Below are 20,635 nucleotides of genomic sequence, written 5' to 3' on the forward strand. Positions count from 1 at the left end.
TGAACCGCATGGGGCTTTCGTTGTCCGGTCAGGATTGGGCGCGGCTGGCGGCGATGTTCGGCGTCATCGCCGCACTGCATGTCATCGGTTGGGGCACCCTGGTCCTCGTCGTCGTACCCGAGCATCACACTGTCGGCGGTACCGCGCTCGGCATCGGGATCGGCCTCACGGCGTACACCCTCGGGCTGCGGCATGCGTTCGATGCCGACCACATCGCCGCCATCGACAACACCACCCGCAAGCTCATGGCCGATGGTTCCATGTCGCTGCACGTGCGCGGCAGCCACCGTGCGCTCGGCGTGGGATTCTTCTTCTCCCTGGGCCATTCGACCATCGTGTTCGGACTGGCTGTGCTGCTGTCGCTGGGCATCACGTCCATCGCCGGTCCGCTGCAGGACGATTCGTCGACGCTGCACCGGTACACGGGGCTGATCGGCGCCGGCGTCTCTGGCGTTTTCCTGTATCTGATCGCCGCCATCAATGTCGTTGTGCTGGTGGGTATCCTGCAGGTGTTCAGGCGGATGCGTGCCGGTGAGTACGACGAGGCCGCGCTGGAACATCAGCTGGGCAATCGCGGCTTCCTGAACCGCATCCTGCGCCGGTTCACCAGCACCATCAGCAAGTCCTGGCAGATGTATCCGCTCGGCATGCTGTTCGGCCTCGGCTTCGACACCGCGACCGAGGTGGCGCTGCTGGTGCTGGCCGGAACGGGGGCTTCGACCGGATTGCCGTGGTACGCAATCCTTTGTCTACCGGTGCTGTTCGCTGCCGGGATGAGCCTGCTGGACACCATCGACGGCGCGTTTATGAACGTCGCGTACGGCTGGGCATTGGTCCGGCCGGTGCGCAAGGTCTACTACAACCTGACCATCACCGGGCTGTCCGTCGTGGTGGCCCTGGTGATCGGGACCATCGAGTTGCTCGGGCTGCTGGCCGAGGAGTTCGGCTGGTCCGGGGGCGTCTGGGACTGGATCGGTGGAATCGACCTGAACGTGGTCGGATTCGCCATCGTCGGACTGTTCGTCGTCACCTGGGTCGGGGCGCTGCTGGTGTGGCGGTGGGGCCGCATCGAGGAGAAATGGACGGCCCGGCTCAGCCCGGCCGAGAATTAGATCAGGCCCAGCAGCGCGTTTTCGACCACCTCGGGCAGGGCCGGGTGAATCCAGTACTGGCCACGGGCCACTTCTTGTGCGGTCTGCCCGAAGGACATGGCCTGGATCAGCGGCTGAATCAGCGACGACGCCTGATGCCCCATGAGGTGCGCGCCCAGGATCCTGCCGGTGCCGCGTTCACCGATGAGTTTGACGATGCCCGTGGTGTCTTCCATGGCCCAGCCGTACGCGGTGTCGCCGTAGTCCCGCACCTTGACCACGACATCGAAACCGGCTGCCCGCGCGTCGGATTCCTTCAATCCGACCATCGCGACCTGCGGATCGGTGAATACCGCGGCAGGGATGAACCGGTGATCGCTGGCCACCAACGCGCCGTCCCAGTCGCGCAGCAGGTTCTCTTTCACCGTCCGCGCCTCGTGGTTCGCCACGTGTTTGAGCTGGTGGTGCGACGACACGTCTCCCAGGGCGAAAATCCCGCGCGCCGAGGTGCGTTGGTACTCATCGACCACGACGTAGCCGTCGTCGTCGAGGGCTACCCCGGCCAGGTGCACATCGAGCTGATCGCCATTGGGCACCCGGCCGGTCGCGACCAACAGTGCGTCGGCGGTGAGGGTCTCGCCGTCGTCGAACTCGAGCGCGACACCGTGACCGTCCTGCTGTGCGTCGACGACGTTCTCATGGGTGCGTACCGTCCACTTCTTGGAGACGACGGTGCCGAACCGCCGGCAGATTTCCTCGTCGCACCGCTTGAGCAGCCGGTCGCCGCGCAGCACGATGGTCACCTTGGACCCGAGAGCCGAGAACACGTGCGCGAACTCCACGGCGATGAAGCCACCACCGATGATCACCAGATGTTCGGGCAGTGCCGGGATGCGCATGATGTCGTCGCTCGTGTAGAAGTGCACCCCGGACTTGGCGATGAGTTCTGGAATCCAACTGCGCGAGCCGGCCGCGATCACCACGCGGTCGGACGTGAATTCGTCTCCGTCGGCGGTCCGCAACGTGTACGTGCCGTCGGGCAGGGTCGGGCCGAAGCGGGTGTGACTGCCGTACACCGTGACATTCGGCAGGCCGCGTCGGTACTCCTCGCCACCGGCCGCGATCGGGTCGATCCGGCCGAAGACCCGGTCCACGATGTCCGGCCACCGCACGCCATCGAGGTGGGCGTCGACGCCGTAGGTGGCGCTGTGGCGGATGGTCTGGGCCACGTCGGCGGCGTAGACGAACATCTTGGTGGGGATGCATCCGACGTTCAGGCAGGTGCCGCCGAACGTGCCCTCCTCGCAGATCGCGACCCTCAGATCGTCGTACCGCTCGTCGAGCACGCTGTTGCCCGAACCGGTTCCGATGATGGTCAGGTCGTAGTGCTCCATGTCGTCAGGCCTGTTCGTGTTGCGTTGCGGGGGAAGCGGAGCGGAGATAACCGTCGAGCCAGCGGTGCAGCTCGGCGAACGCCACGGCGCGTGGCACCGGCAGCGACAGGAACACATCGTGTTTGGCGTCGGTGACGGGGACGATGGTGCTGCGGTTGCCGACGCACCCCGCCCACCGCGCGATCTGACTGACATCGAGCACCGCGTCGCCGCGCTCCATCCCGGCCGGGGTCGAGGTCTCGGCCACCGTGTGGTCGGACCGCAGAATCAGGTTCGGCACCCCGACGTCCAGTCCGCGATGCAGCCGCCGCTGCCCCTGCCGGATGGCATTGATCCAGCCGACGGTGACCGGGAAGCCACCCACCGGTTTCCAGTCCAGGTTGTAGTCGAACTCGCCGCCGTGGTCGCGGTGCAGGCTGGTGCCGTAGCCGCCCTCGGTCGGCTGGCGGACCACCGTCAGCTTGCGGAATCGGGCCAACGCCCGCAAGGTGCCGGACACCGGGGCCGAACGCAGGACTGCCGGCCCGTGCAGATCGAAGAAGGGGCTGTTCAGGATCAGGCCCGTCACCCCGTGCGTCTCCAGCGTGTTGTCGCGCCGGAGCTGATCGGCGAACAGTGTCGCGATCAGTCCGCCGGCGGAGTGGCCGTACAGGCATACCCGGGCTCCGGCGGTGTCCGCGGCGATGAGCTGCAGGGCCCGGCGGAGCTCGTCGTAGTACGACGCCAGGTCGGTGGTGAAGTGGGGCGTCTGCCCAGGCCGCCGCGACCTTCCACATTTGTGCAGATCTATCGCGTAGAAGGCGAAACCCCGCGCGGCGAACTGGTCGGCGAGTTCCGTCTGGAAGAAGTAGTCGGTGTAGCCATGAATGACCACGACCGCCTGCGTGACTTGCCCCGGCTGACCCCTCCGCACGACGGTGGCGACAAGGTCGCCTTCGCCGTCGGGATCGGGTCCCAGTGCGATGGTCTGCTGCCAGTACCCGGGCAGCGCGTCCGGCTGCCACTCGGGTTGTCCCTGTGGCTCCTGCGGCGTCACGTGCTCAACCCTAACTGCGACGAACATCATGGTCGATGGGAGGAGATAGCGCGTCGGCGCCGAACTCGGTCGCGATAACCTTGAGCACCGAGCATCCGTCAATACCGGCGGGTAACCCGAGTGCGAAGGACGAGCGATCACGTGTCGAATGCAAACGTAGCTGGGAGCGCGCAGACCGACGTCGTCCTCGTGGGCGCGGGAATCATGAGCGCCACCCTCGGGGCATTGATCCGGCTGCTCGAGCCGGAGTGGTCCATCACCATGATCGAGCGCCTCGACGGCGCCGCCGCCGAGAGCAGCGATCCCTGGAACAACGCGGGCACCGGCCACTCGGCGCTGTGTGAGCTCAACTACACGCCGCAGAACTCCGACGGCACCGTCGACATCAAGAAGGCCGTCCACGTCAACGAGCAGTTCCAGGTGACGCGCCAGTTCTGGGCCTACGCCGTGGAGAACGGGGTCCTGCCGGACGTCAAGAGCTTCCTGAACCCCATCCCGCACGTCAGCTTCGTGCACGGTGCCGACAGCGTCGACTATCTGCGCAAGCGTCGCGAGACGCTGGTGTCGAACCCGCTGTTCGCGACCATGGAGTACATCGACGATAAGGACGAGTTCGCCCGTCGCCTGCCGTTCATGGCCGAGCACCGCGACTTCAGCGATCCGGTGGCGCTGAACTGGACCACCGACGGCACCGACGTCGATTTCGGTTCGCTGTCCAAGCAGCTCATCGGGTTCGCCGCGCAGCGCGGTATGAACACGATGTTCGGACACGAGGTGACGGGCCTGCGCAAGCAATCCGACGGCAGCTGGAAGCTGGGTGTGGTGAACCGGCGCACCGGCGACCGGCAGAAGATCAACGCCAAGTTCGTGTTCCTGGGCGCCGGTGGTGGCGCGCTGCATCTGCTGCAGAAGGCCGGCATCCCCGAGGCCAAGGGCTTCGGCGGGTTCCCGGTCGGCGGTGCCTTCCTGCGCACCGACAACCAGGACCTGACGGTGGCGCACCAGGCCAAGGTGTACGGCCAGGCGTCGGTCGGTGCCCCGCCGATGTCGGTGCCGCACTTGGACACTCGCATCATCAACGGTCAGTCCTGGCTGCTGTTCGGGCCGTTCGCCGGCTGGTCGCCGAAGTTCCTCAAGCAGGGCTCGGTCACCGACCTGCCGCTGTCGGTCAAGCCCAACAACCTCGCGTCGATGCTCGGCGTCGGCGTCACCGAACTCGGCCTGGTGAAGTACCTGCTCAAGCAGCTGTCCCTCAGTGAAGGCGAACGTGTCGATTCGCTGCGCGAATTCGCTCCCAGCGCAGTCGATTCCGATTGGGAGCTGGACGTCGCGGGGCAGCGCGTTCAGGTGATCCGTCGCAAGGGCATCGGCGGCGTGCTGGAGTTCGGCACCACGGTCCTGACCGCCGAGGACGGCCGGATCGCCGGTCTGCTCGGTGCTTCGCCGGGTGCCTCCACCGCCGTGCCGGCCATGATCGAGGTGCTGGAGCGCTGCTTCGCCGACCGCTATCAGGCCTGGCTGCCCAAGCTCAAGGAGATGGTGCCGTCGCTGGGCGTCAACCTGTCCGGCGAGCCGAAGCTGTACCACGAGGTGTGGGACTGGGGGACCAAGGTGCTCAAACTCGACCAGTCGGCCTGATCCGGAGGCGGATCACCCATGAGCGTCGCGCCGAGGCGTAGCTGGGCCAAGGATCTCGATGCCGCAACGCTTTACGAGCTGCTGAAGTTGCGGGTCGAGGTCTTCGTGGTGGAGCAGGCCTGCCCTTACCCCGAACTGGACGGCCGCGACCTGCTCGCCGAAACTCGGCACTTCTGGCTGGAAAGCCCTGACGGACAGGTCATCTCGACGCTGCGTCTGATGGAAGAGCATCCCGGGGGCGAGAAGGTGTTCCGGATCGGCCGGGTATGCACCAAACGCGCCGACCGCGGCCATGGCCACACCACCAGGCTCATGCAGGCGGCGCTCGCTGAGGTCGGCGACTATCCCTGCCGGATCGATGCCCAGACGTATCTCGAGGAGATGTACGCCCGGCACGGATTCGTCCGCGCCGGTGAGGAATTCATGGAGGACGGCATTCCGCATGTGCCGATGATCAGACCAGGTCTGGGAGCGGGGCAGCAGTAGTGACCTATCCGTTCAGCGCATTGGTGGGCCAGGACCGGCTCCGGCTGGCGCTCATCCTGTGCGCGGTGCGTCCCGACATCGGCGGCGTGCTGATCCGCGGCGAGAAGGGCACCGCTAAATCGACTGCGGTGCGCGGTCTTGCCGGAGTGCTGGCGGCTGTGGATGCCGATGCCCGCCTGGTGGAGCTGCCCATCGGTGCGACCGAGGACCGCGTGGTCGGCTCGATCGATCTGCAGAAGGTGTTGCGGGACGGCGAACATGCCTTTTCGCCAGGGCTGCTGGCCCGCGCACACGGCGGTGTGCTGTACGTCGACGAGGTGAACCTGCTGCACGACCACCTGGTCGACGTGCTGCTGGACGCCGCCGCCATGGGACGCGTGCACATCGAGCGCGACGGGGTCTCGCATTCGCACGAGGCCCGATTCATGTTGGTGGGCACCATGAATCCGGAAGAGGGCGAGCTACGTCCGCAGCTGCTCGACCGATTCGGACTGACCGTCGACGTGTATGCCTCGCGGGATGTCGACGTCCGGGTCGAGGTGATCCGGCGCCGGATGTCCTACGAAGCGGATCCCGCCGGTTTCGGCGACCGGTACGCCGCCGCCGACGCCGAGCTGGCCGGCCGGATCGCCAAGGCGCGTGCCGCGGTCTCGTCGGTGTTGTTGCCGGACAACGAGTTGCGCCGGATCGCGGCCCTGTGCGCGGCGTTCGACGTGGACGGGATGCGCGCCGACCTGGTGGTCGCACGCACGGCTGTCGCACATGCCGCCTGGCGGGGCGTGACCGAGGTGGCCGAGGAAGATATCCGGGTCGCCGCGGAACTGGCCCTGCCGCATCGGCGGCGCCGCGATCCGTTCGACGACCCGGGCCTGGACCCGGGGCAGCTCGACGATGCCATGGCGCAGGCGGAAGCCGAATCACAGACCGAGCCCGAGCCCGAACCGGATCCCGACCCGCCCGGTGGCGGTGTCTCCGCGGACAGCGCGGCAGAGGCTGCACCGCAAGGAAACCAGGCGGGGACCGGTGCATCGCAACCGGGCACTGCTAAGCCCAGCGCGCCGCCGGCGGCGACGTTCCGGACCCGCGCGCTCGTCGTGCCCGGCGTCGGGGAGGGCGCCCCGGGCCGGCGGTCGCGGGCCCGGAACCGCACCGGCACTCCCATCTCGGCCACCGACGACGCGCAGGCGGGCCACGGCGTGCACGTCTTCGGCACGCTGCTCGCCGCGGCGGACCGTCGTCCGCAGGCCGGTCGGCTGCAGCTGGCGCCCACCGACGTCCGCCACGCGATCCGCGAAGGGCGCGAGGGCAATCTGGTGATCTTCGTGGTCGACGCGTCAGGTTCCATGGCTGCCCGGGACCGCATGTCCGCGGTCAGCGGGGCGACGCTGTCGCTGCTGCGTGACGCCTACCAACGCCGCGACAAGGTTGCCGTCATCACGTTCCGGGGTGCCGAGGCCACGCTGCTGTTGCCGCCGACCTCCTCGGTGCACATTGCCGGCCGGCGGCTGGCGCGTTTCGATACCGGTGGGAAAACCCCACTGGCACAAGGACTCCTGGCCGCGCGCGACGTGGTGCTGCGGGAGAAGGTCCGCGACCGTGCCCGTCGTCCGCTGCTGGTCGTGCTCACCGACGGCCGTGCAACGGGCGGCCCCGATCCGCTGGGCCGGACTCGGACCGCCGCCGGTCTGCTGGTCGCGGAGGGGACGGCCGCCGTCGTCGTCGATTGCGAAACCTCTTATATTCGACTGGGGTTGGCGCAGCAGCTGGCCGGCCAACTCGGCGCGCCCGTCGTGCAACTGGCGCAGCTGCGCGCCGACAACCTGGCCCGAGTGGTCCGGGCCGGGCAAGCCGCCGCGTAAGGAAAACAGCTATGCCACAAGGACAGCCGCTGACCGTCCCCAACGACGGTCTGACCACCAAGGCGCGGCGCAATGCACCCGTCCTGGCGGTGCACACGGGCCCGGGCAAGGGGAAATCCACCGCCGCTTTCGGCATGGCGCTGCGCGCCTGGAACCAGGGCTTCGACGTCGCCGTGTTCCAGTTCGTCAAGAGCGCGAAATGGAAGGTCGGGGAGGAAGCGGCGTTCCAGGCGCTCGGCCGGCTGCACGACGAGCAGGGCGTCGGGGGATCGGTGCAGTGGCACAAGATGGGCTCGGGCTGGTCATGGACCCGCCGGCAGGGGTCCGACGAGGACCATGCCGCCGCGGCGGTCGAAGGCTGGGCCGAGATTTCTCGCCGGCTGGCGCAGGAGCGGCATGACTTCTACGTCTTGGACGAGTTCACGTATCCGCTCAAGTGGGGCTGGATCGACGTGGCAGAGGTAGTCGACGTGCTCCGATCGCGCCCCGGCACCCAACACGTCGTCATCACCGGCCGCGACGCGCCGCCGCAGCTTCTCGAGGCCGCCGACCTGGTGACCGAGATGACCAAGGTCAAGCACCCGATGGACGCCGGCCGTAAGGGCCAGCGCGGCATCGAATGGTGAGGGTGATGTGACCGCTGATGCAGTCCCGGCCGTGGTGATCGCGGCGCCGGCGTCGGGCAGCGGCAAGACCACGGTGGCCACCGGCTTGATGGGTGCCCTGCGTCGCGCCGGGCACCGAGTGAGCGCCGCCAAGGTCGGCCCCGACTTCATCGACCCCGGGTACCACGCCCTGGCCACGGGCCGCCCCGGCCGCAACCTGGACCCGGTCCTCGTCGGCGACGACCTGATCGCGCCGCTCTACCGGCATGGCAGCGCGGGCGCCGACATCGCCGTCGTCGAGGGCGTCATGGGCCTGTTCGACGGCCGGATCACCGAGCAGCCGATGTCCCCGGCACCGGGATCAACCGCACATGTCGCCGGGCTGCTCGGTGCGCCGGTGGTGCTGGTCGTCGACGCGCGTGGGCAGAGCCAGAGCATTGCCGCTCTGCTGCATGGCTTTTCGACGTTCGACCAGGCCGGGGCGAGCGGAGCGACGGGGAAAGCGCCGGTGCGGATCACCGGGGTGATCCTCAACAAGGTGGGATCGCCACGGCACGAGCAGGTGCTGCGGCAGGCGTGTGAGCAGGCGGGTGTTCCCGTGTTCGGTGCGATCCCGCGGGACAGCGGGCTGGAGATACCGTCGCGGCACCTCGGCCTGGTCACCGCCGTCGAGCACGGCCGCCGAGCGCACGAGGCCGTCGACGTCATGACCGAACTCGTCGCCCGGCACGTCGATGTGGCGGCTGTCGCCCACAGCGCCGGTATCGGGACGCGGGCACCGGCGTGGGCCCCCGAACTGGAGCCGGAGGAGAAGGCGACCGCGGCTGTGACCGTAGCTGTGGCCGCGGGCAAGGCTTTCAGTTTCGGGTATGCCGAGCACGCCGAGTTGCTGCGGATGGCCGGCGCCCAGGTCGCGGCCTTCGACCCGCTGACCGATCCACTGCCGGACGGCACCCAGGCGCTCGTCATTCCCGGCGGTTTCCCGGAGCAGTTCACCGCCGAGCTGTCGGCAAATGCCGTTGTCCGGCAACAGATTGCCGCGCTGGCGGCCGCCGGCGCACCGGTACACGCCGAGTGTGCCGGGCTCACCTACCTGGTCGACGACCTCGACGGGCACCCCATGTGCGGGGTGCTGCCCGGCTCGGCGCGCTTCACCCCGCGGCTCACCCTGGGCTACCGAGATGCGGTCGCGACGGTGGACTCCAGCATGCACGCGGCGGGGGAGCGCGTCACCGGTCACGAATTTCACCGCACCACAGTCGAATTCGCCGACGAGCAGGCGCCGGCCTGGGTTTTCCGGGGCGCCGGGCAGGTCACTGTGCACGACGGGGCCGTCCGCGGCGGCGTGCATGCCGGCTACCTGCACACCCATCCGGCCGCGCATCCGCACGCGGTGCGTCGGTTCGTGTCGGCGGCAACTAAACTCGCCGGGTGATACTGCGCACGCGAGGAGCGAAATGACGTCCCAGCATGCCTACCTCGTGGGGCTGCATCTGTCCGGTAAGAAGGTCGTGGTCGTGGGCGCCGGCAGCGTCGCCCAGCGCCGGCTGCCCCTGCTGATCGCCAGTGGTGCCGATGTCCACGTCGTCGCGCCCGTCGCCACCCCGGTGGTCGAAGCGCTGGTCGACAACCCCGATGGCACCGGCATCACCCTCACGTCCCGGGTATTCCAGAACGACGATCTCGACGGCGCCTGGTATGTGCTCGCCGCCACCGACGACGAGGCCGTCAACGCCGCGGTCGCCGACGAGGCCGACCGTCGGCACATCTTCTGCGTGCGCGCCGACGCCGGCCTGGAGGGCTCGGCGGTGACCCCGGCGTCCTTCGAATACGACGGCCTGACGGTCGGTGTGCTGGCCGGCGGTGCGCACCGACGCTCCGCGGCGCTGCGCACCGCCATTCACGAGGCGCTGCATCGCGGCGCCATCGGCGACGCTGCTGAGCCCGACAACTACAGCGGTGTGGCTCTGGTCGGTGGCGGGCCGGGCGATCCCGAGCTCATCACGGTCCGCGGCCGCCGGCTGCTGGCGCACGCCGATGTGGTGGTGGCCGACCGGCTGGCCCCGCAGGAGCTGCTGGCCGAACTCGGCCCGCACGTCGAGGTGATCGACGCCGCCAAGATTCCGTACGGCCGGGCGATGGCCCAGGACGCGATCAACGCCGTGCTGATCGACCGCGCCAAGGAAGGCAAGTTCGTGGTCCGGCTCAAGGGCGGTGACCCGTTCGTCTTCGCGCGCGGTTATGAAGAGGTGCTGGCGTGCGCCGACGCGGGCATTCCGATCACCGTCGTACCCGGTGTGACCAGTGCCATAGCGGTTCCGGCGCTGGCCGGCGTGCCAGTCACTCACCGGGCCGTCACGCACGAATTCGTGGTGGTCAGCGGTCATCTGGCGCCCGGACACCCGGAATCGTTAGTGAATTGGGACGCGCTGGCCGCGATGCGCGGCACCATCGTGCTGCTGATGGCGGTCGAGCGGATCGAACTCTTCGCCAAGGTGCTGCTGCAAGGAGGCCGACCTGCAGAAACGCCGGTGCTGGTGGTTCAGCACGGGACGACGGCGGCGCAGCAGACACTGCAGACCACGCTCGCCGACGCCCCCGAAGACATCCGTTCGGAGGGCATCCGACCTCCCGCGATCATCGTGATCGGGGACGTCGCGGCGTTCGCGGGGTTAAAGAAATCTTAAGATTACTGTAAGGTAGCTTTCCATGACGGCTCTCAACGACGCTGAGCGCACCGCCATGGCACACAGCCGCCGCGAACCGCTCTCCATGCACGTGGGACAGACCGACGACGAACGAAAGAGCTGGTATCCAGCTTGGCTTCCGTCCCCCCGATTCCTTTCCGCAGTCATCGCCATCGGTGGCATGCAGCTGCTGGCCACGATGGACAGCACTGTCGCGATTGTTGCTCTTCCTAAGATTCAGGACGAGCTGGGCCTCTCCGATGCCGGCCGCAGCTGGGTGATCACCGCTTATGTGCTGACTTTCGGTGGTCTGATGCTCCTCGGTGGCCGCCTCGGTGACACCATCGGCCGCAAGCGCACCTTCATCGTCGGTGTCGCCCTCTTCACCATCGCGTCTATTCTCTGCGGCGTCGCGTGGGACGAGACGACCCTGGTCACCGCCCGACTGCTGCAAGGTGTCGGTTCGGCAATCGCCTCGCCGACGGGCCTGGCGCTCGTCGCCACCACGTTCCCGAAGGGTCCGGCCCGTAACGCCGCGACCGCGATCTTCGCGGCCATGACCGGCGTCGGCTCGGTGATGGGCCTCGTCGTCGGCGGTGCGCTGACCGTCTTCTCGTGGCGCTACGCGTTCCTGGTGAACGTACCGATCGGTCTCGTCATGATCTACCTGGCCCGCACCACCCTGACCGAGACCTCCCGCGAACGCATGAAGCTCGACGCGGCCGGCGCCATCTTGGCGACCCTGGCCTGCACCGCGGCGGTGTTCGGCTTCTCGATGGGTCCGGAGAAGGGCTGGATGTCCCCGCTGACGCTGGGTTCGGGCGCGGCGGCGGCCGTGCTGTTCCTGGCGTTCCTGTTCGTCGAGCGCACCGCTGAGCACCCTGTCGTTCCGTTCGGCCTGTTCCGCGACCGCAACCGCGTGGCCACCTTCGCGGCCGTCTTCCTGGCCGGTGGCGTGATGTTCACGCTGACCGTGCTGATCGGCCTGTACGTGCAGGACATCATGGGTTACAGCGCGTTGAAGGCCGGCATCGGCTTCATTCCGTTCGTCATCGCGCTCGGCATCGGGCTGGGGCTGTCGTCGCAGCTCGTGGCGATGTTCTCACCGCGAGTGCTGGTGATCGCCGGTGGCATCCTGGTGCTCGCCGCGATGATCTACGGCTCCACCCTCAACGGCGGCATCCCGTACTTCCCGAACCTGGTCATCCCGATCACGGTCGGTGGCTTCGGTATCGGCATGATCGTCGTGCCGCTGACCGTCTCGGCCATCGCCGGGGTCGCGCTCAACGACATCGGGCCGTTGTCGGCCATCGCGCTGATGCTGCAGAACCTCGGCGGGCCGGTCGTGCTTGCCGTCATCCAGGCCGTCATCACCTCGCGCACGCTGTACCTCGGCGGGACCACCGGCCCGGTTGCCAAGATGAACGCCGCGCAGCACACGGCCCTCGACCATGGCTACACCTACGGCCTGCTCTGGGTCGCCGCGGTGGCCGTCATCGTCGGTGTGGTGGCGCTGTTCATCGGCTACAGCGCCAATGAGGTCGCGGCGGCGCAGGAGACCAAGGAAGCGCTGGACGCTGGAGAGCTTTAGCTCGACGGTGGTTGTACCCGAGCTCTAGTTCGATCTCGACGTAGTTTTCCTGGAGGATCGGCGTGCCTTCGTTCGTCACCCATGCATCGCTGATGCATGGGTGGCTGCCGCTCCTGATTCAGCTCGTGACCTTTGTGGTCCTGTGCGGCGCGATCGGACGCCGGTCGCGGCAGTGGAGCGTCAGACGGCTGCCCGTGGCCCTCGCCGTCGGCGTCGGGTGTGCCGGTGCGCTGTACTGGTACATCACATCGCTCGGTATCGCCGGTGACCCGGCCCCGGTGCGGCTGTGGATCTGGACCGCACTCGGCGGCTTCTCGGTTGCCGTGCTGATCCTCGGCTGGCAGGGATCGCGCTGGCGACGTCGGGGACTGGCCGCGCTGGCGGTGCCCCTCTGTGGGTTGTGCGCGCTGTTGATGATGAATCTGTGGGTCGGCTACTTCCCGACCGCGTACGTGGCGTGGAACAAGTTCACCGTCGGCAAGGTGCCCGACGAGATCGACCGCTGGTCGGTGACGGCGATGCAGCTCAAAGGTATTCGGCCTCCGCGAGGAGTGGTCGTGCCGGTGACGACGAGCTCCCGCGAGTCGAATTTCGCGCACCGAGCCGAACTCGTCTACCTACCGCCGGCGTGGTTCGCCACCAATCCACCACCACAGCTGCCGACGATCATGATGATCGGGTCGCAGTTGAACACCCCGGCCGACTGGATCTGGGCGGGCAACGCCAAGGCCACCATCGACAAGTACGCCGCCGAACACGACGGCAATGCCCCGGTGTTGGTGTTCGTGGACGCCACCGGTTCGTTCAACAACGACACCGAATGCGTCAACGGCAGCCATGGCAACTCATCGGTCCACCTGACCAAAGAGGTGGTGCCCTACCTGGTCTCGAACTTCGGCGTCAGCCCCAAGCCCGAGAACTGGGGCGTGGTCGGCTGGTCCATGGGCGGCACCTGCGCGGTGCAGCTCACCGCGCGCCATCCCAACCTGTTCAGCGCGTTCGTCGACATCGCCGGTGACCTGAGCCCGAACATCGGCACCAAGGACCAGACCATCGCCCGGTTGTACGGCGGTGACGCAGCCAAATGGGCCGAGTTCGATCCGAGCACCGTGATGCGCCAGTACGGCCGCTACCGCGGCATCTCCGGCCTGTTCGAGATCCCCGGCACTGCCGCCGCATGCAACGCCCCCGGACCCGGCGTCCCGCGCGACGCCCGCGCGAACCCGGAAGGCCAGGACATCGCCGCCGGCACTCTCTGCGAGATCGCCCGGCAACACGGGATCGACGCCGAGGTTCGCGCGTTGCTCGGACTGCATGACTGGGGCTTTGCCAACGAGTCATTCGCCGACTCGCTGCCGTGGATCGCGGGCAAGATCGGGACGCCGAAAGCCGGGAGTGCGCCGGTTGTTCCCGCGACGCCCAGCTCGCCGGGCGGTGCCGATCCGGCGAGTGCGGCAGCGAGCCCGCATACCAGCCCAACGCTCTAGCCCCTCGACGGCTCCGCCCGGTGGTCGGCCCGCCAGCTTTCGGTGTTATTCATGGTGCATGACTGCATCCGGTGCGCGGACCATGATCGCCTCGACCTTGCTCGTCGCTGCTGCGATCACGGGCTGCCAGCGTCCACCCGCACCCGGCCCGCAGGCCGGCACGCTGACCGGAGCCCCGATGCTCAACACCGTCACCGCTCAGTCGCTGGTGCGGGACATGGGCGCGGCGGGCCTGGCGGTGGCCAACCCGCGCGACGTCGCCAAGCAGAAATGCCCTGACATCAGGTGCATCGAGGCGATCGAGACGGACGCGGTGACCGTGTTGGTGTTCTCCACGACCGGCGCCGGCGAAGGGTACGCGGGAGCGACGCCCGGCACGTTCCAGGTGATGAACATCGTGCTGCAGTTCGCTCCGGGTGTCACCGCGAAGGACAGAGCGGCCTACGAGCAGGTGGTGAACAAGGCGCTGCTCTGAGAGCCGCCACGACTGGGTGGACCGAAGGCAACGAGGTGTGTGTCTGCACCTGGCAGGGCCGCGATTAAGCTGGCCCCCCGTGATCACCCGCATGTCCGAGCTGTTCCTGCGCACCCTGCGTGACGACCCCGCCGACGCCGAAGTGCCGAGCCACAAGCTGCTGATCCGGGCCGGCTACGTCCGCCCGATCGCGCCCGGTCTGTACAGCTGGCTGCCGTTGGGCCTCAAGGTGCTGCGCAAGATCGAGGACGTCGTCCGCAGTGAGATGAACGCCATCGGCGCCCAGGAGATTCTGTTCCCGGCGCTGCTGCCGCGCGCCCCCTACGAGGCCACCGACCGCTGGACCGAATACGGCGATAACCTGTTCCGGCTGCAGGACCGCCGCAAGAACGACTACCTGCTGGGGCCCACCCACGAGGAGATGTTCACGCTCACGGTCAAGGGGGAGTACTCGTCGTACAAGGACTTCCCGCTGCGGCTCTACCAAATCCAGACCAAATACCGCGACGAGGCGCGTCCCCGCGCCGGCATCCTGCGCGGCCGCGAGTTCATCATGAAGGACTCGTACTCGTTCGACATCGACGACGACGGTCTCAAGGACGCCTACCACGCGCACCGCGAGGCGTACCAGCGCATCTTCGACCGGTTGGCGGTCAAGTACGTCATCGTGTCCGCGGTGTCGGGCGCCATGGGCGGCAGCGCCTCGGAGGAGTTCCTGGCCGAGAGCGAGGTCGGTGAGGACACCTTCGTGCGCTGCCTGCAGTCGGGCTACGCGGCCAACGTGGAGGCCGTCGTCACCGCGGTTCCCGAGTCGCTGCCGATCGAAGGCCAACCCGAGGCCGTCGTCTACGACACACCCGACGCGCCGACCATCGCCACCCTGGTGGACTGGGCCAACACGGCCGGTCTGGGCCGGGAGATCACCGCCGCCGACACCCTCAAGAACGTGCTGCTGAAGGTGCGTCAGCCCGGCGGTGAGTGGGAACTTCTGGGTATCGGTGTGCCGGGTGACCGTGAGATCGATGAGAAGCGCCTGGGCGCGGCGCTCGAGCCTGCGGAGTACGCGCTGCTCGACGACGCCGACTTCGCCGCCAACCCGTTCCTGGTGAAGGGATATGTCGGCCCGAAGGCCCTACTGGACAACGGTATTCGCTTCCTGGTGGACCCGCGGATCGTGGACGGTTCGTCGTGGATCACCGGTGCTGACGAGCGGGGCAAGCACATCGTCGGGATGGTGGCCGGCCGTGACTTCGTGGCGGACGGCACCATCGAGGCCGCCGACGTCCGCGACGGCGACGCATCGCCCGACGGCGCCGGGCCCTTGGTCTCGGCGCGCGGCATCGAGATCGGACACGTCTTCCAACTGGGCCGCAAGTACACCGACGCCTTCAGTGCCGACGTGCTCGGCGAGAACGGCAAGCCGGTCCGCCTGACCATGGGCTCCTACGGCATCGGCGTCTCGCGCATGGTCGCGGTGATCGCCGAGCAGCACCACGACGAGCTGGGTCTGCGCTGGCCGTCCTCGGTGTCGCCGTTCGACGTGCACCTCGTCATCGCGAACAAGGACACGGAAGCACGCAGTGGCGCGACCGAGCTGGCGGGTGAGCTGGACCGGCTCGGCCTCGACGTGCTGCTCGACGACCGCACGTCCTCGCCCGGCGTGAAGTTCAAGGATGCCGAGCTGCTGGGCGTGCCGTGGATCGTCGTGGTCGGCCGCGGCTGGGCCGACGGCACCGTCGAGCTGCGGAACCGGTTCACGGGTGAGAAGACCGAGGTGCCGGTCGACGGCGCCGCGGCAGCGATCGCGGCGGCACTGGCCGGGTAGTCCGGCCGGCGGTGCGTCGGCGGCCTTGCCGCGGCGTACACGCGGACAACTCGCTATGCCGAGGATTGCAGTCAACATGTGGCGGCAATCCTCGGCGGTGGCGTATGAGAGCGGTCAGGCTGCGCGATCGAGGCGGGTGTAGTCGCATCCCGGCCCGCACGCATGGCCACTGACGTCGATCCCATGCTGTCGCATCACTTGAGCGATCTTGGCGGCAGTCTGACACGTTCGGTCGAACACTTGTTGATAGGTGAGCCGGACGGTTGACCGGCCATCGACCGCTGCGTCGAGATCGCGCTCGAAGTCCTTGTTCCGTGCGGATGCCGAGTCGTGAAACAGGCGGCCGTCGAGTTCGACCACGAGCCGTTCCGCGTATTCGGTGTCGCGATAGACCACGCCAACCGAGGAGACGGAACGGGTCTGCCGTTTGGCCCGAGGCAGGCCATGCGCCCGCTCGATGCGATTGCGGTATCCGTACTCCAGAACGGAGCAGGTTCCCTCGGCGATGTCGACCAGGACTGCTCGCAGCCGCCGCCGACCTCGAATGCGCTGGCGGGAGTCGAGAACCCGCAGAAGCCGATCTGCGGTGGTGCGCCTCGACTGGCAAGCGTCGGCCAGTGCCGCGATGGCGTCGAAACCCGTTGCGCGGGAAGCAACGTCGAGGGCAGCTTCCTCATAACGCAACCGCGGCGGGCCGACGTTCCAGAGCACGCGTCCGTCTAAGTGGTCGATGTGGTGGATACGTACGCCTTCCGGTTCGACCAGCATGGCCCGATGACGCGAGACTGCGACATGGATGAGCGGGCCTTCGATCGACAAGGCGGACTCAAGACACAACGCGGCCGGCGCCGCGTAAAGAACCGCGGCCCAAGCACGTTGGAGCCAGGTCAGAGGTCCGGTGTGGTCGATGTATATGCCGGGGTGGACCCGTGCCCACTCGTTACGTCTGAGCAGCCGCCGGATGTGGTGGTCCTGCAGCCCGGTATCGATGGCTTGGCGACGCGAAATGACGCCCGCTTGCAGGCGAACCATTTCGTCGATGTCCACGCCATCGATGCTGGCCGATCGACGCTGTGCGGACCAGTCCCTGGTCGCCGGCCTGTGGATAACCCGGTTACGCCGAGGGTTGCGGTCAATATTCGACAGCAATCCTCGGCATTGACGCTGATTCCGTGTCTGCCTGCCGAACCTGGGTGGACTAGTCGTTGCCGCCGGGGAATGCCACGGCGACCGGCGTCGCGCCGAGGACCGCACGCCACCGGGCGGCCAGCACCGCGCAGTCGGTGAGGGCCCTGACCGCCAGCGTCCGGTCCTCGACGGTGGTGGCCTGCTCTGCCACCGCGCGCCAGGCGACGGCGGTCTCCTCTTCCATCTGCAGGGCCAGCTTGGCCGCGTCGCCCGGGTTGTTCGCGTCGACGGGGAGCTGATAGCCCGCGGCCGGCAGTGGAGCCGGTACCGACCGCGCCGCCAGCGCCGCGATCCCGGCCTCACGGTTGGCCCGGTGTTTGGCCAGGGCCTCGGCAACCAGGTCGTTGACATCCGACGTGGTGTGCGCCGACACCAGGCCGTAGCCGTAGATGGTGCCGTGCTCGGCGGCGACCGCGTCGTACACCGCGGCGTCGGGGGCGCTACCCGGCCGCGTCGGGGTGGGCTGGGGACTCGTCATGGCGTGGCCTGACCGGCGAGCGTCACGGTGTGGGCCGCGGTGCAGGCGGCAGAGATCGAGGCCAGTAGCCCGGCGCGGTAACCGGATTGACCGGCTGCGGCGCGGCCTGCACTGTCAGCTGCCTGTTCCAGCGCCGCAACGACTTCCTGGGATGTCGGGGGCGCGGGTGCCGGCGTGGCTCCCGGTGTGGCCGAGGGCGTCGCGGTTGTCGACGTCCCGGTGGCCGATGACGGCGTGGCGGCCGGCGGGCTGCCCATTCGGGTGAGTTCGTCGGCGAGAACCCGGGCGTGCGCGTCCCGCAGTGCCGCGACGGCAGTCAGTGCCGGCGCCAACTGGGGCGCTACACCGGTGGCGGCGGATGTGGCCAGCTGACTGTCGCGGCGAGCGCGGTCGAGTTCGGCGGTCAGGATGTCCAGGGCGGGATCGCGCTGGGGTGTCGATCCACAGGCCGACACCGCGCCGCCGAACAACGCCAGCGCCGCCGTGCCCAGCAGGACACGCCGTCGGCTGACGGTGGTTTCGGTGTGCGGCACAGGCACATCCTGCCATTGCCGACAGCGGCTTCGCGGCACCGTCGGGCCGGATGTTCTCCGGTGCCGCGGTCAGGATTGCCATTCGGCCATCCGCCGCTGGCGTATCGTTGGTACCGGGTTCACCCTTCTGGGTGCCCTGTCCGCACAACTCAAGATGAGGAGCTCGCCGTGGCCCGGGACACGCCGGAACAACCGCTGCCACCCAGTCGGTTACCGACCACAGGCCAGGTGCTTGAGCTGCTCAGCAGTGCTTTTGCGGACGCCGGATACGACATCGAGGACGTGCGGGTGGACGCCGCCGCGCGCCCGCCGCGGATCGTCGTGGTGGCCGACGGTGACTCGGGTCTTGACCTCGATGCGGTCGCCGACCTGTCACGCGCCGCATCCGAGCTGCTGGACCAGGCGACCGCCGACTCCGAGCCGTATGTGCTGGAGGTCACCTCGCCCGGTGTCGAGCGTCCATTGACCGCGGAGCGGCACTTCCGCCGCGCCCGTGGTCGCAAGGTCGAGCTCACCCTGGCCGACGGCACGTCGCTGACGGGCCGGCTGGGCGAGCACGACGGCAGCGCGATCCAACTGGTCGTCGCCAACCGCGGAGTGCTGTCGGTGACCACCGTCGCGCTCGCGGACATCGCGAAAGCTGTTGTACAGGTTGAATTTTCACCACCCAATCGCCGGGAACTGGAACTGGCGGGTATTACCGGAGAGGGGGCCGACGGATGAACATCGACATGGCGGCACTGCATGCCATCGAGGCAGACAAGGGAATCACCGTCGACGTCGTCGTCGACACCATCAAGACGGCGCTGCTGACGGCGTACCGCCACACCGAAGGGCACGAGCCCGACGCGTACATCGACATCGACCGCAAGTCGGGCATCGTGCGGGTGATCGCCCGTCAGACCGACACCGACGGGACCGTCATCCACGAGTGGGACGACACTCCCGAGGGCTTCGGCCGGATCGCCGCGACCACCGCGCGTCAGGTGATCCTGCAGCGGCTGCGCGATGCCGAGAACGAGAAGAACTACGGCGAGTTCGCGGCGCGCGAGGGTGACATCGTCGCCGGCGTGATCCAGCGCGACGCCCGGGCCAACGCCCGCGGCCTCGTGGTGGTGCGGGTCGGCACCGAGGCCAAGGGCTCCGAAGGCGTGATCCCGGCGGCCGAGCAGGTGCCGGGGGAGAGCTACGTGCACGGCGACCGGGTGCGCTGCTACGTCGTCGGGGTGACCCGTGGCGCCCGCGAACCCGTCATCACGCTGTCGCGCACGCACCCCAACCTGGTGCGCAAGCTGTTCTCGCTGGAGGTCCCCGAGATCGCCGACGAGTCCGTGGAGATCGTCGCCGTGGCGCGCGAGGCCGGACACCGATCCAAGATCGCCGTCGCGTCGCGGGTACCGGGCCTGAACGCCAAGGGCGCCTGCATCGGGCCGATGGGGCAGCGCGTGCGCAACGTGATGAGCGAGCTCTCGGGCGAGAAGATCGACATCATCGACTACGACGAGGACCCGGCGAAGTTCGTCGCCAACGCCCTGTCGCCGGCCAAGGTCGTGTCGGTGACGGTGATCGACGAGGCGCAGCGCGCGGCGCGCGTCGTGGTGCCCGACTTCCAGCTGTCGCTGGCGATCGGCAAGGAGGGCCAGAACGCCCGCCTGGCCGCGCGGCTCACCGGTTGGCGCATCGACATCCGCAGCGACGCCGACGGTCAGGAGGCACCGGCCGGGGGCCGGGAGGCCGACGCCGGCGGCCGGTCGGCGGGGCATGGCGGCGGCCGCGACCGCTGAGAGAAAACCCGCAGTTACCGGCGGCGTGTCGGGGCCGCGACCGCGATTGAAGTTCACGGGCCCCGAGACGGTAGACTGCACTGTGATCCAGCGCGAGACTTCGACAGCTCCGGTGCGTACCTGCATCGGCTGCCGGAAACGAGAGCTGGCCGTCGACTTGCTTCGAGTGGCAGCTGTACGCGACGGGGACGGTAAATGCGCCGTCTCGGTCGATTCAGCGGGTAACCTGCCGGGTCGGGGTGCGTGGTTGCACCCGGTTCAGCAGTGCCTCAATGCGGCAGTTCGGCGGCGAGCATTCGTCAGAGCGTTGCGTATCACCGGTTCGCCGGACACCTCTGCGGTGGAAGAGTTCTTCAGTGCCTTACCGCCTGACGGACCCGGAACACCGCAGCAAGAGAACAGGTAGCGAAGAACATGAGCACACCGTGAAGTCCCGATGACCATGCGTCATAGCTAAACCGAGGCGCGGCCTACCCAC

General features: G+C 68.1%; 19 protein-coding genes. 14 read left to right on the plus strand and 5 right to left on the minus strand.

Features of this window, described 5'->3' with window-relative positions:
* The first annotated feature begins 8 nt into the window (after positions 1-8).
* A complete protein-coding gene (nicT, locus tag ACX12F_RS11445; protein ID WP_459369669.1) occupies positions 9-1,112 on the plus strand; it encodes a Nickel transporter NicT in 1,104 nt (367 codons plus the stop codon).
* Here the strand turns inward: nicT and mtr are convergent.
* Positions 1,109-2,485, minus strand: coding sequence for a mycothione reductase (mtr, locus tag ACX12F_RS11450; protein ID WP_459369670.1), 1,377 nt, complete (start codon positions 2,483-2,485; stop codon positions 1,109-1,111). The two genes, nicT and mtr, sit on opposite strands and share 4 nt — an antisense overlap.
* Before the next feature lie 4 nt (positions 2,486-2,489).
* Positions 2,490-3,521 (minus strand): alpha/beta hydrolase, encoded by a 1,032-nt coding sequence (locus ACX12F_RS11455; protein ID WP_459369671.1) that lies wholly within the window; start codon positions 3,519-3,521, stop codon positions 2,490-2,492.
* A gap of 141 nt (positions 3,522-3,662) precedes the next feature.
* Here ACX12F_RS11455 and mqo point away from each other — a divergent pair, with 141 nt between their 5' ends.
* The 10 genes from mqo to ACX12F_RS11505 all read left to right on the plus strand — a co-directional run bounded on the left by mqo (position 3,663) and on the right by ACX12F_RS11505 (position 16,174).
* The gene (mqo, locus tag ACX12F_RS11460; RefSeq protein ID WP_459369672.1) at positions 3,663-5,159 is read left to right on the plus strand and encodes a malate dehydrogenase (quinone); all 1,497 of its coding nucleotides are present in this window, start codon (positions 3,663-3,665) and stop codon (positions 5,157-5,159) included.
* A gap of 18 nt (positions 5,160-5,177) precedes the next feature.
* Complete coding sequence (locus ACX12F_RS11465) at positions 5,178-5,645, plus strand: GNAT family N-acetyltransferase (protein ID WP_459369673.1); 468 nt, start codon at positions 5,178-5,180, stop codon at positions 5,643-5,645.
* Positions 5,645-7,504, plus strand: coding sequence for a magnesium chelatase subunit D family protein (locus tag ACX12F_RS11470; RefSeq protein ID WP_459369674.1), 1,860 nt, complete (start codon positions 5,645-5,647; stop codon positions 7,502-7,504). The genes ACX12F_RS11465 and ACX12F_RS11470 overlap by 1 nt, the downstream gene beginning before the upstream one ends.
* A gap of 11 nt (positions 7,505-7,515) precedes the next feature.
* On the plus strand, positions 7,516-8,130 hold the full coding sequence (gene cobO, locus ACX12F_RS11475) for a cob(I)yrinic acid a,c-diamide adenosyltransferase (RefSeq protein WP_459369675.1): 615 nt from the start codon (positions 7,516-7,518) through the stop codon (positions 8,128-8,130).
* A 7-nt stretch (positions 8,131-8,137) separates the two neighbouring features.
* Positions 8,138-9,544: a cobyrinic acid a,c-diamide synthase CobB gene (locus tag ACX12F_RS11480; RefSeq protein ID WP_459369676.1), complete on the plus strand. Its 1,407-nt coding sequence runs from the start codon at positions 8,138-8,140 to the stop codon at positions 9,542-9,544.
* A 22-nt stretch (positions 9,545-9,566) separates the two neighbouring features.
* Positions 9,567-10,796 carry a uroporphyrinogen-III C-methyltransferase gene (cobA, locus tag ACX12F_RS11485; RefSeq protein WP_459369677.1) on the plus strand — a complete coding sequence of 410 codons (1,230 nt, stop codon included), beginning with the start codon at positions 9,567-9,569 and terminating at the stop codon, positions 10,794-10,796.
* A 55-nt stretch (positions 10,797-10,851) separates the two neighbouring features.
* A complete protein-coding gene (locus ACX12F_RS11490) occupies positions 10,852-12,387 on the plus strand; it encodes an MFS transporter (protein ID WP_459370316.1) in 1,536 nt (511 codons plus the stop codon).
* A gap of 62 nt (positions 12,388-12,449) precedes the next feature.
* Positions 12,450-13,874 (plus strand): alpha/beta hydrolase, encoded by a 1,425-nt coding sequence (locus tag ACX12F_RS11495; protein ID WP_459369678.1) that lies wholly within the window; start codon positions 12,450-12,452, stop codon positions 13,872-13,874.
* A gap of 58 nt (positions 13,875-13,932) precedes the next feature.
* The gene (locus ACX12F_RS11500; RefSeq protein ID WP_459369679.1) at positions 13,933-14,349 is read left to right on the plus strand and encodes a hypothetical protein; all 417 of its coding nucleotides are present in this window, start codon (positions 13,933-13,935) and stop codon (positions 14,347-14,349) included.
* Positions 14,350-14,428: 79 nt separating this feature from the next.
* Positions 14,429-16,174 (plus strand): proline--tRNA ligase, encoded by a 1,746-nt coding sequence (locus tag ACX12F_RS11505; RefSeq protein WP_459369680.1) that lies wholly within the window; start codon positions 14,429-14,431, stop codon positions 16,172-16,174.
* 114 nt (positions 16,175-16,288) lie between these two features.
* Here ACX12F_RS11505 and ACX12F_RS11510 read toward each other — a convergent pair whose 3' ends face one another.
* The 3 genes from ACX12F_RS11510 to ACX12F_RS11520 all read right to left on the minus strand — a co-directional run bounded on the left by ACX12F_RS11510 (position 16,289) and on the right by ACX12F_RS11520 (position 18,373).
* Entirely contained in the window at positions 16,289-17,221 is a 933-nt protein-coding gene (locus ACX12F_RS11510) for a type IV toxin-antitoxin system AbiEi family antitoxin domain-containing protein (RefSeq protein ID WP_459369681.1), read from the minus strand.
* A 151-nt stretch (positions 17,222-17,372) separates the two neighbouring features.
* Entirely contained in the window at positions 17,373-17,840 is a 468-nt protein-coding gene (locus tag ACX12F_RS11515) for a ferritin-like domain-containing protein (RefSeq protein WP_459369682.1), read from the minus strand.
* Positions 17,837-18,373 (minus strand): hypothetical protein, encoded by a 537-nt coding sequence (locus ACX12F_RS11520; protein WP_459369683.1) that lies wholly within the window; start codon positions 18,371-18,373, stop codon positions 17,837-17,839. The genes ACX12F_RS11515 and ACX12F_RS11520 overlap by 4 nt, the downstream gene beginning before the upstream one ends.
* Before the next feature lie 168 nt (positions 18,374-18,541).
* On the opposite strand from ACX12F_RS11520, the gene rimP reads away from it, so the two are divergent.
* From rimP to ACX12F_RS11535, 3 genes are read left to right on the plus strand one after another with little or no spacing between them, the layout of a single operon-like run.
* Positions 18,542-19,096, plus strand: a complete 555-nt coding sequence (gene rimP / locus ACX12F_RS11525; RefSeq protein ID WP_459369684.1) for a ribosome maturation factor RimP — start codon at positions 18,542-18,544, stop codon at positions 19,094-19,096.
* Positions 19,093-20,157: a transcription termination factor NusA gene (gene nusA, locus ACX12F_RS11530; RefSeq protein WP_459369685.1), complete on the plus strand. Its 1,065-nt coding sequence runs from the start codon at positions 19,093-19,095 to the stop codon at positions 20,155-20,157. Before rimP ends, nusA begins: the two co-directional genes overlap by 4 nt.
* Positions 20,135-20,563 carry a YlxR family protein gene (locus tag ACX12F_RS11535; protein ID WP_459369686.1) on the plus strand — a complete coding sequence of 143 codons (429 nt, stop codon included), beginning with the start codon at positions 20,135-20,137 and terminating at the stop codon, positions 20,561-20,563. Before nusA ends, ACX12F_RS11535 begins: the two co-directional genes overlap by 23 nt.
* Positions 20,564-20,635 lie beyond the last annotated feature (72 nt).

The organism is Mycolicibacterium sp. HS_4_1, assembly GCF_054515875.1.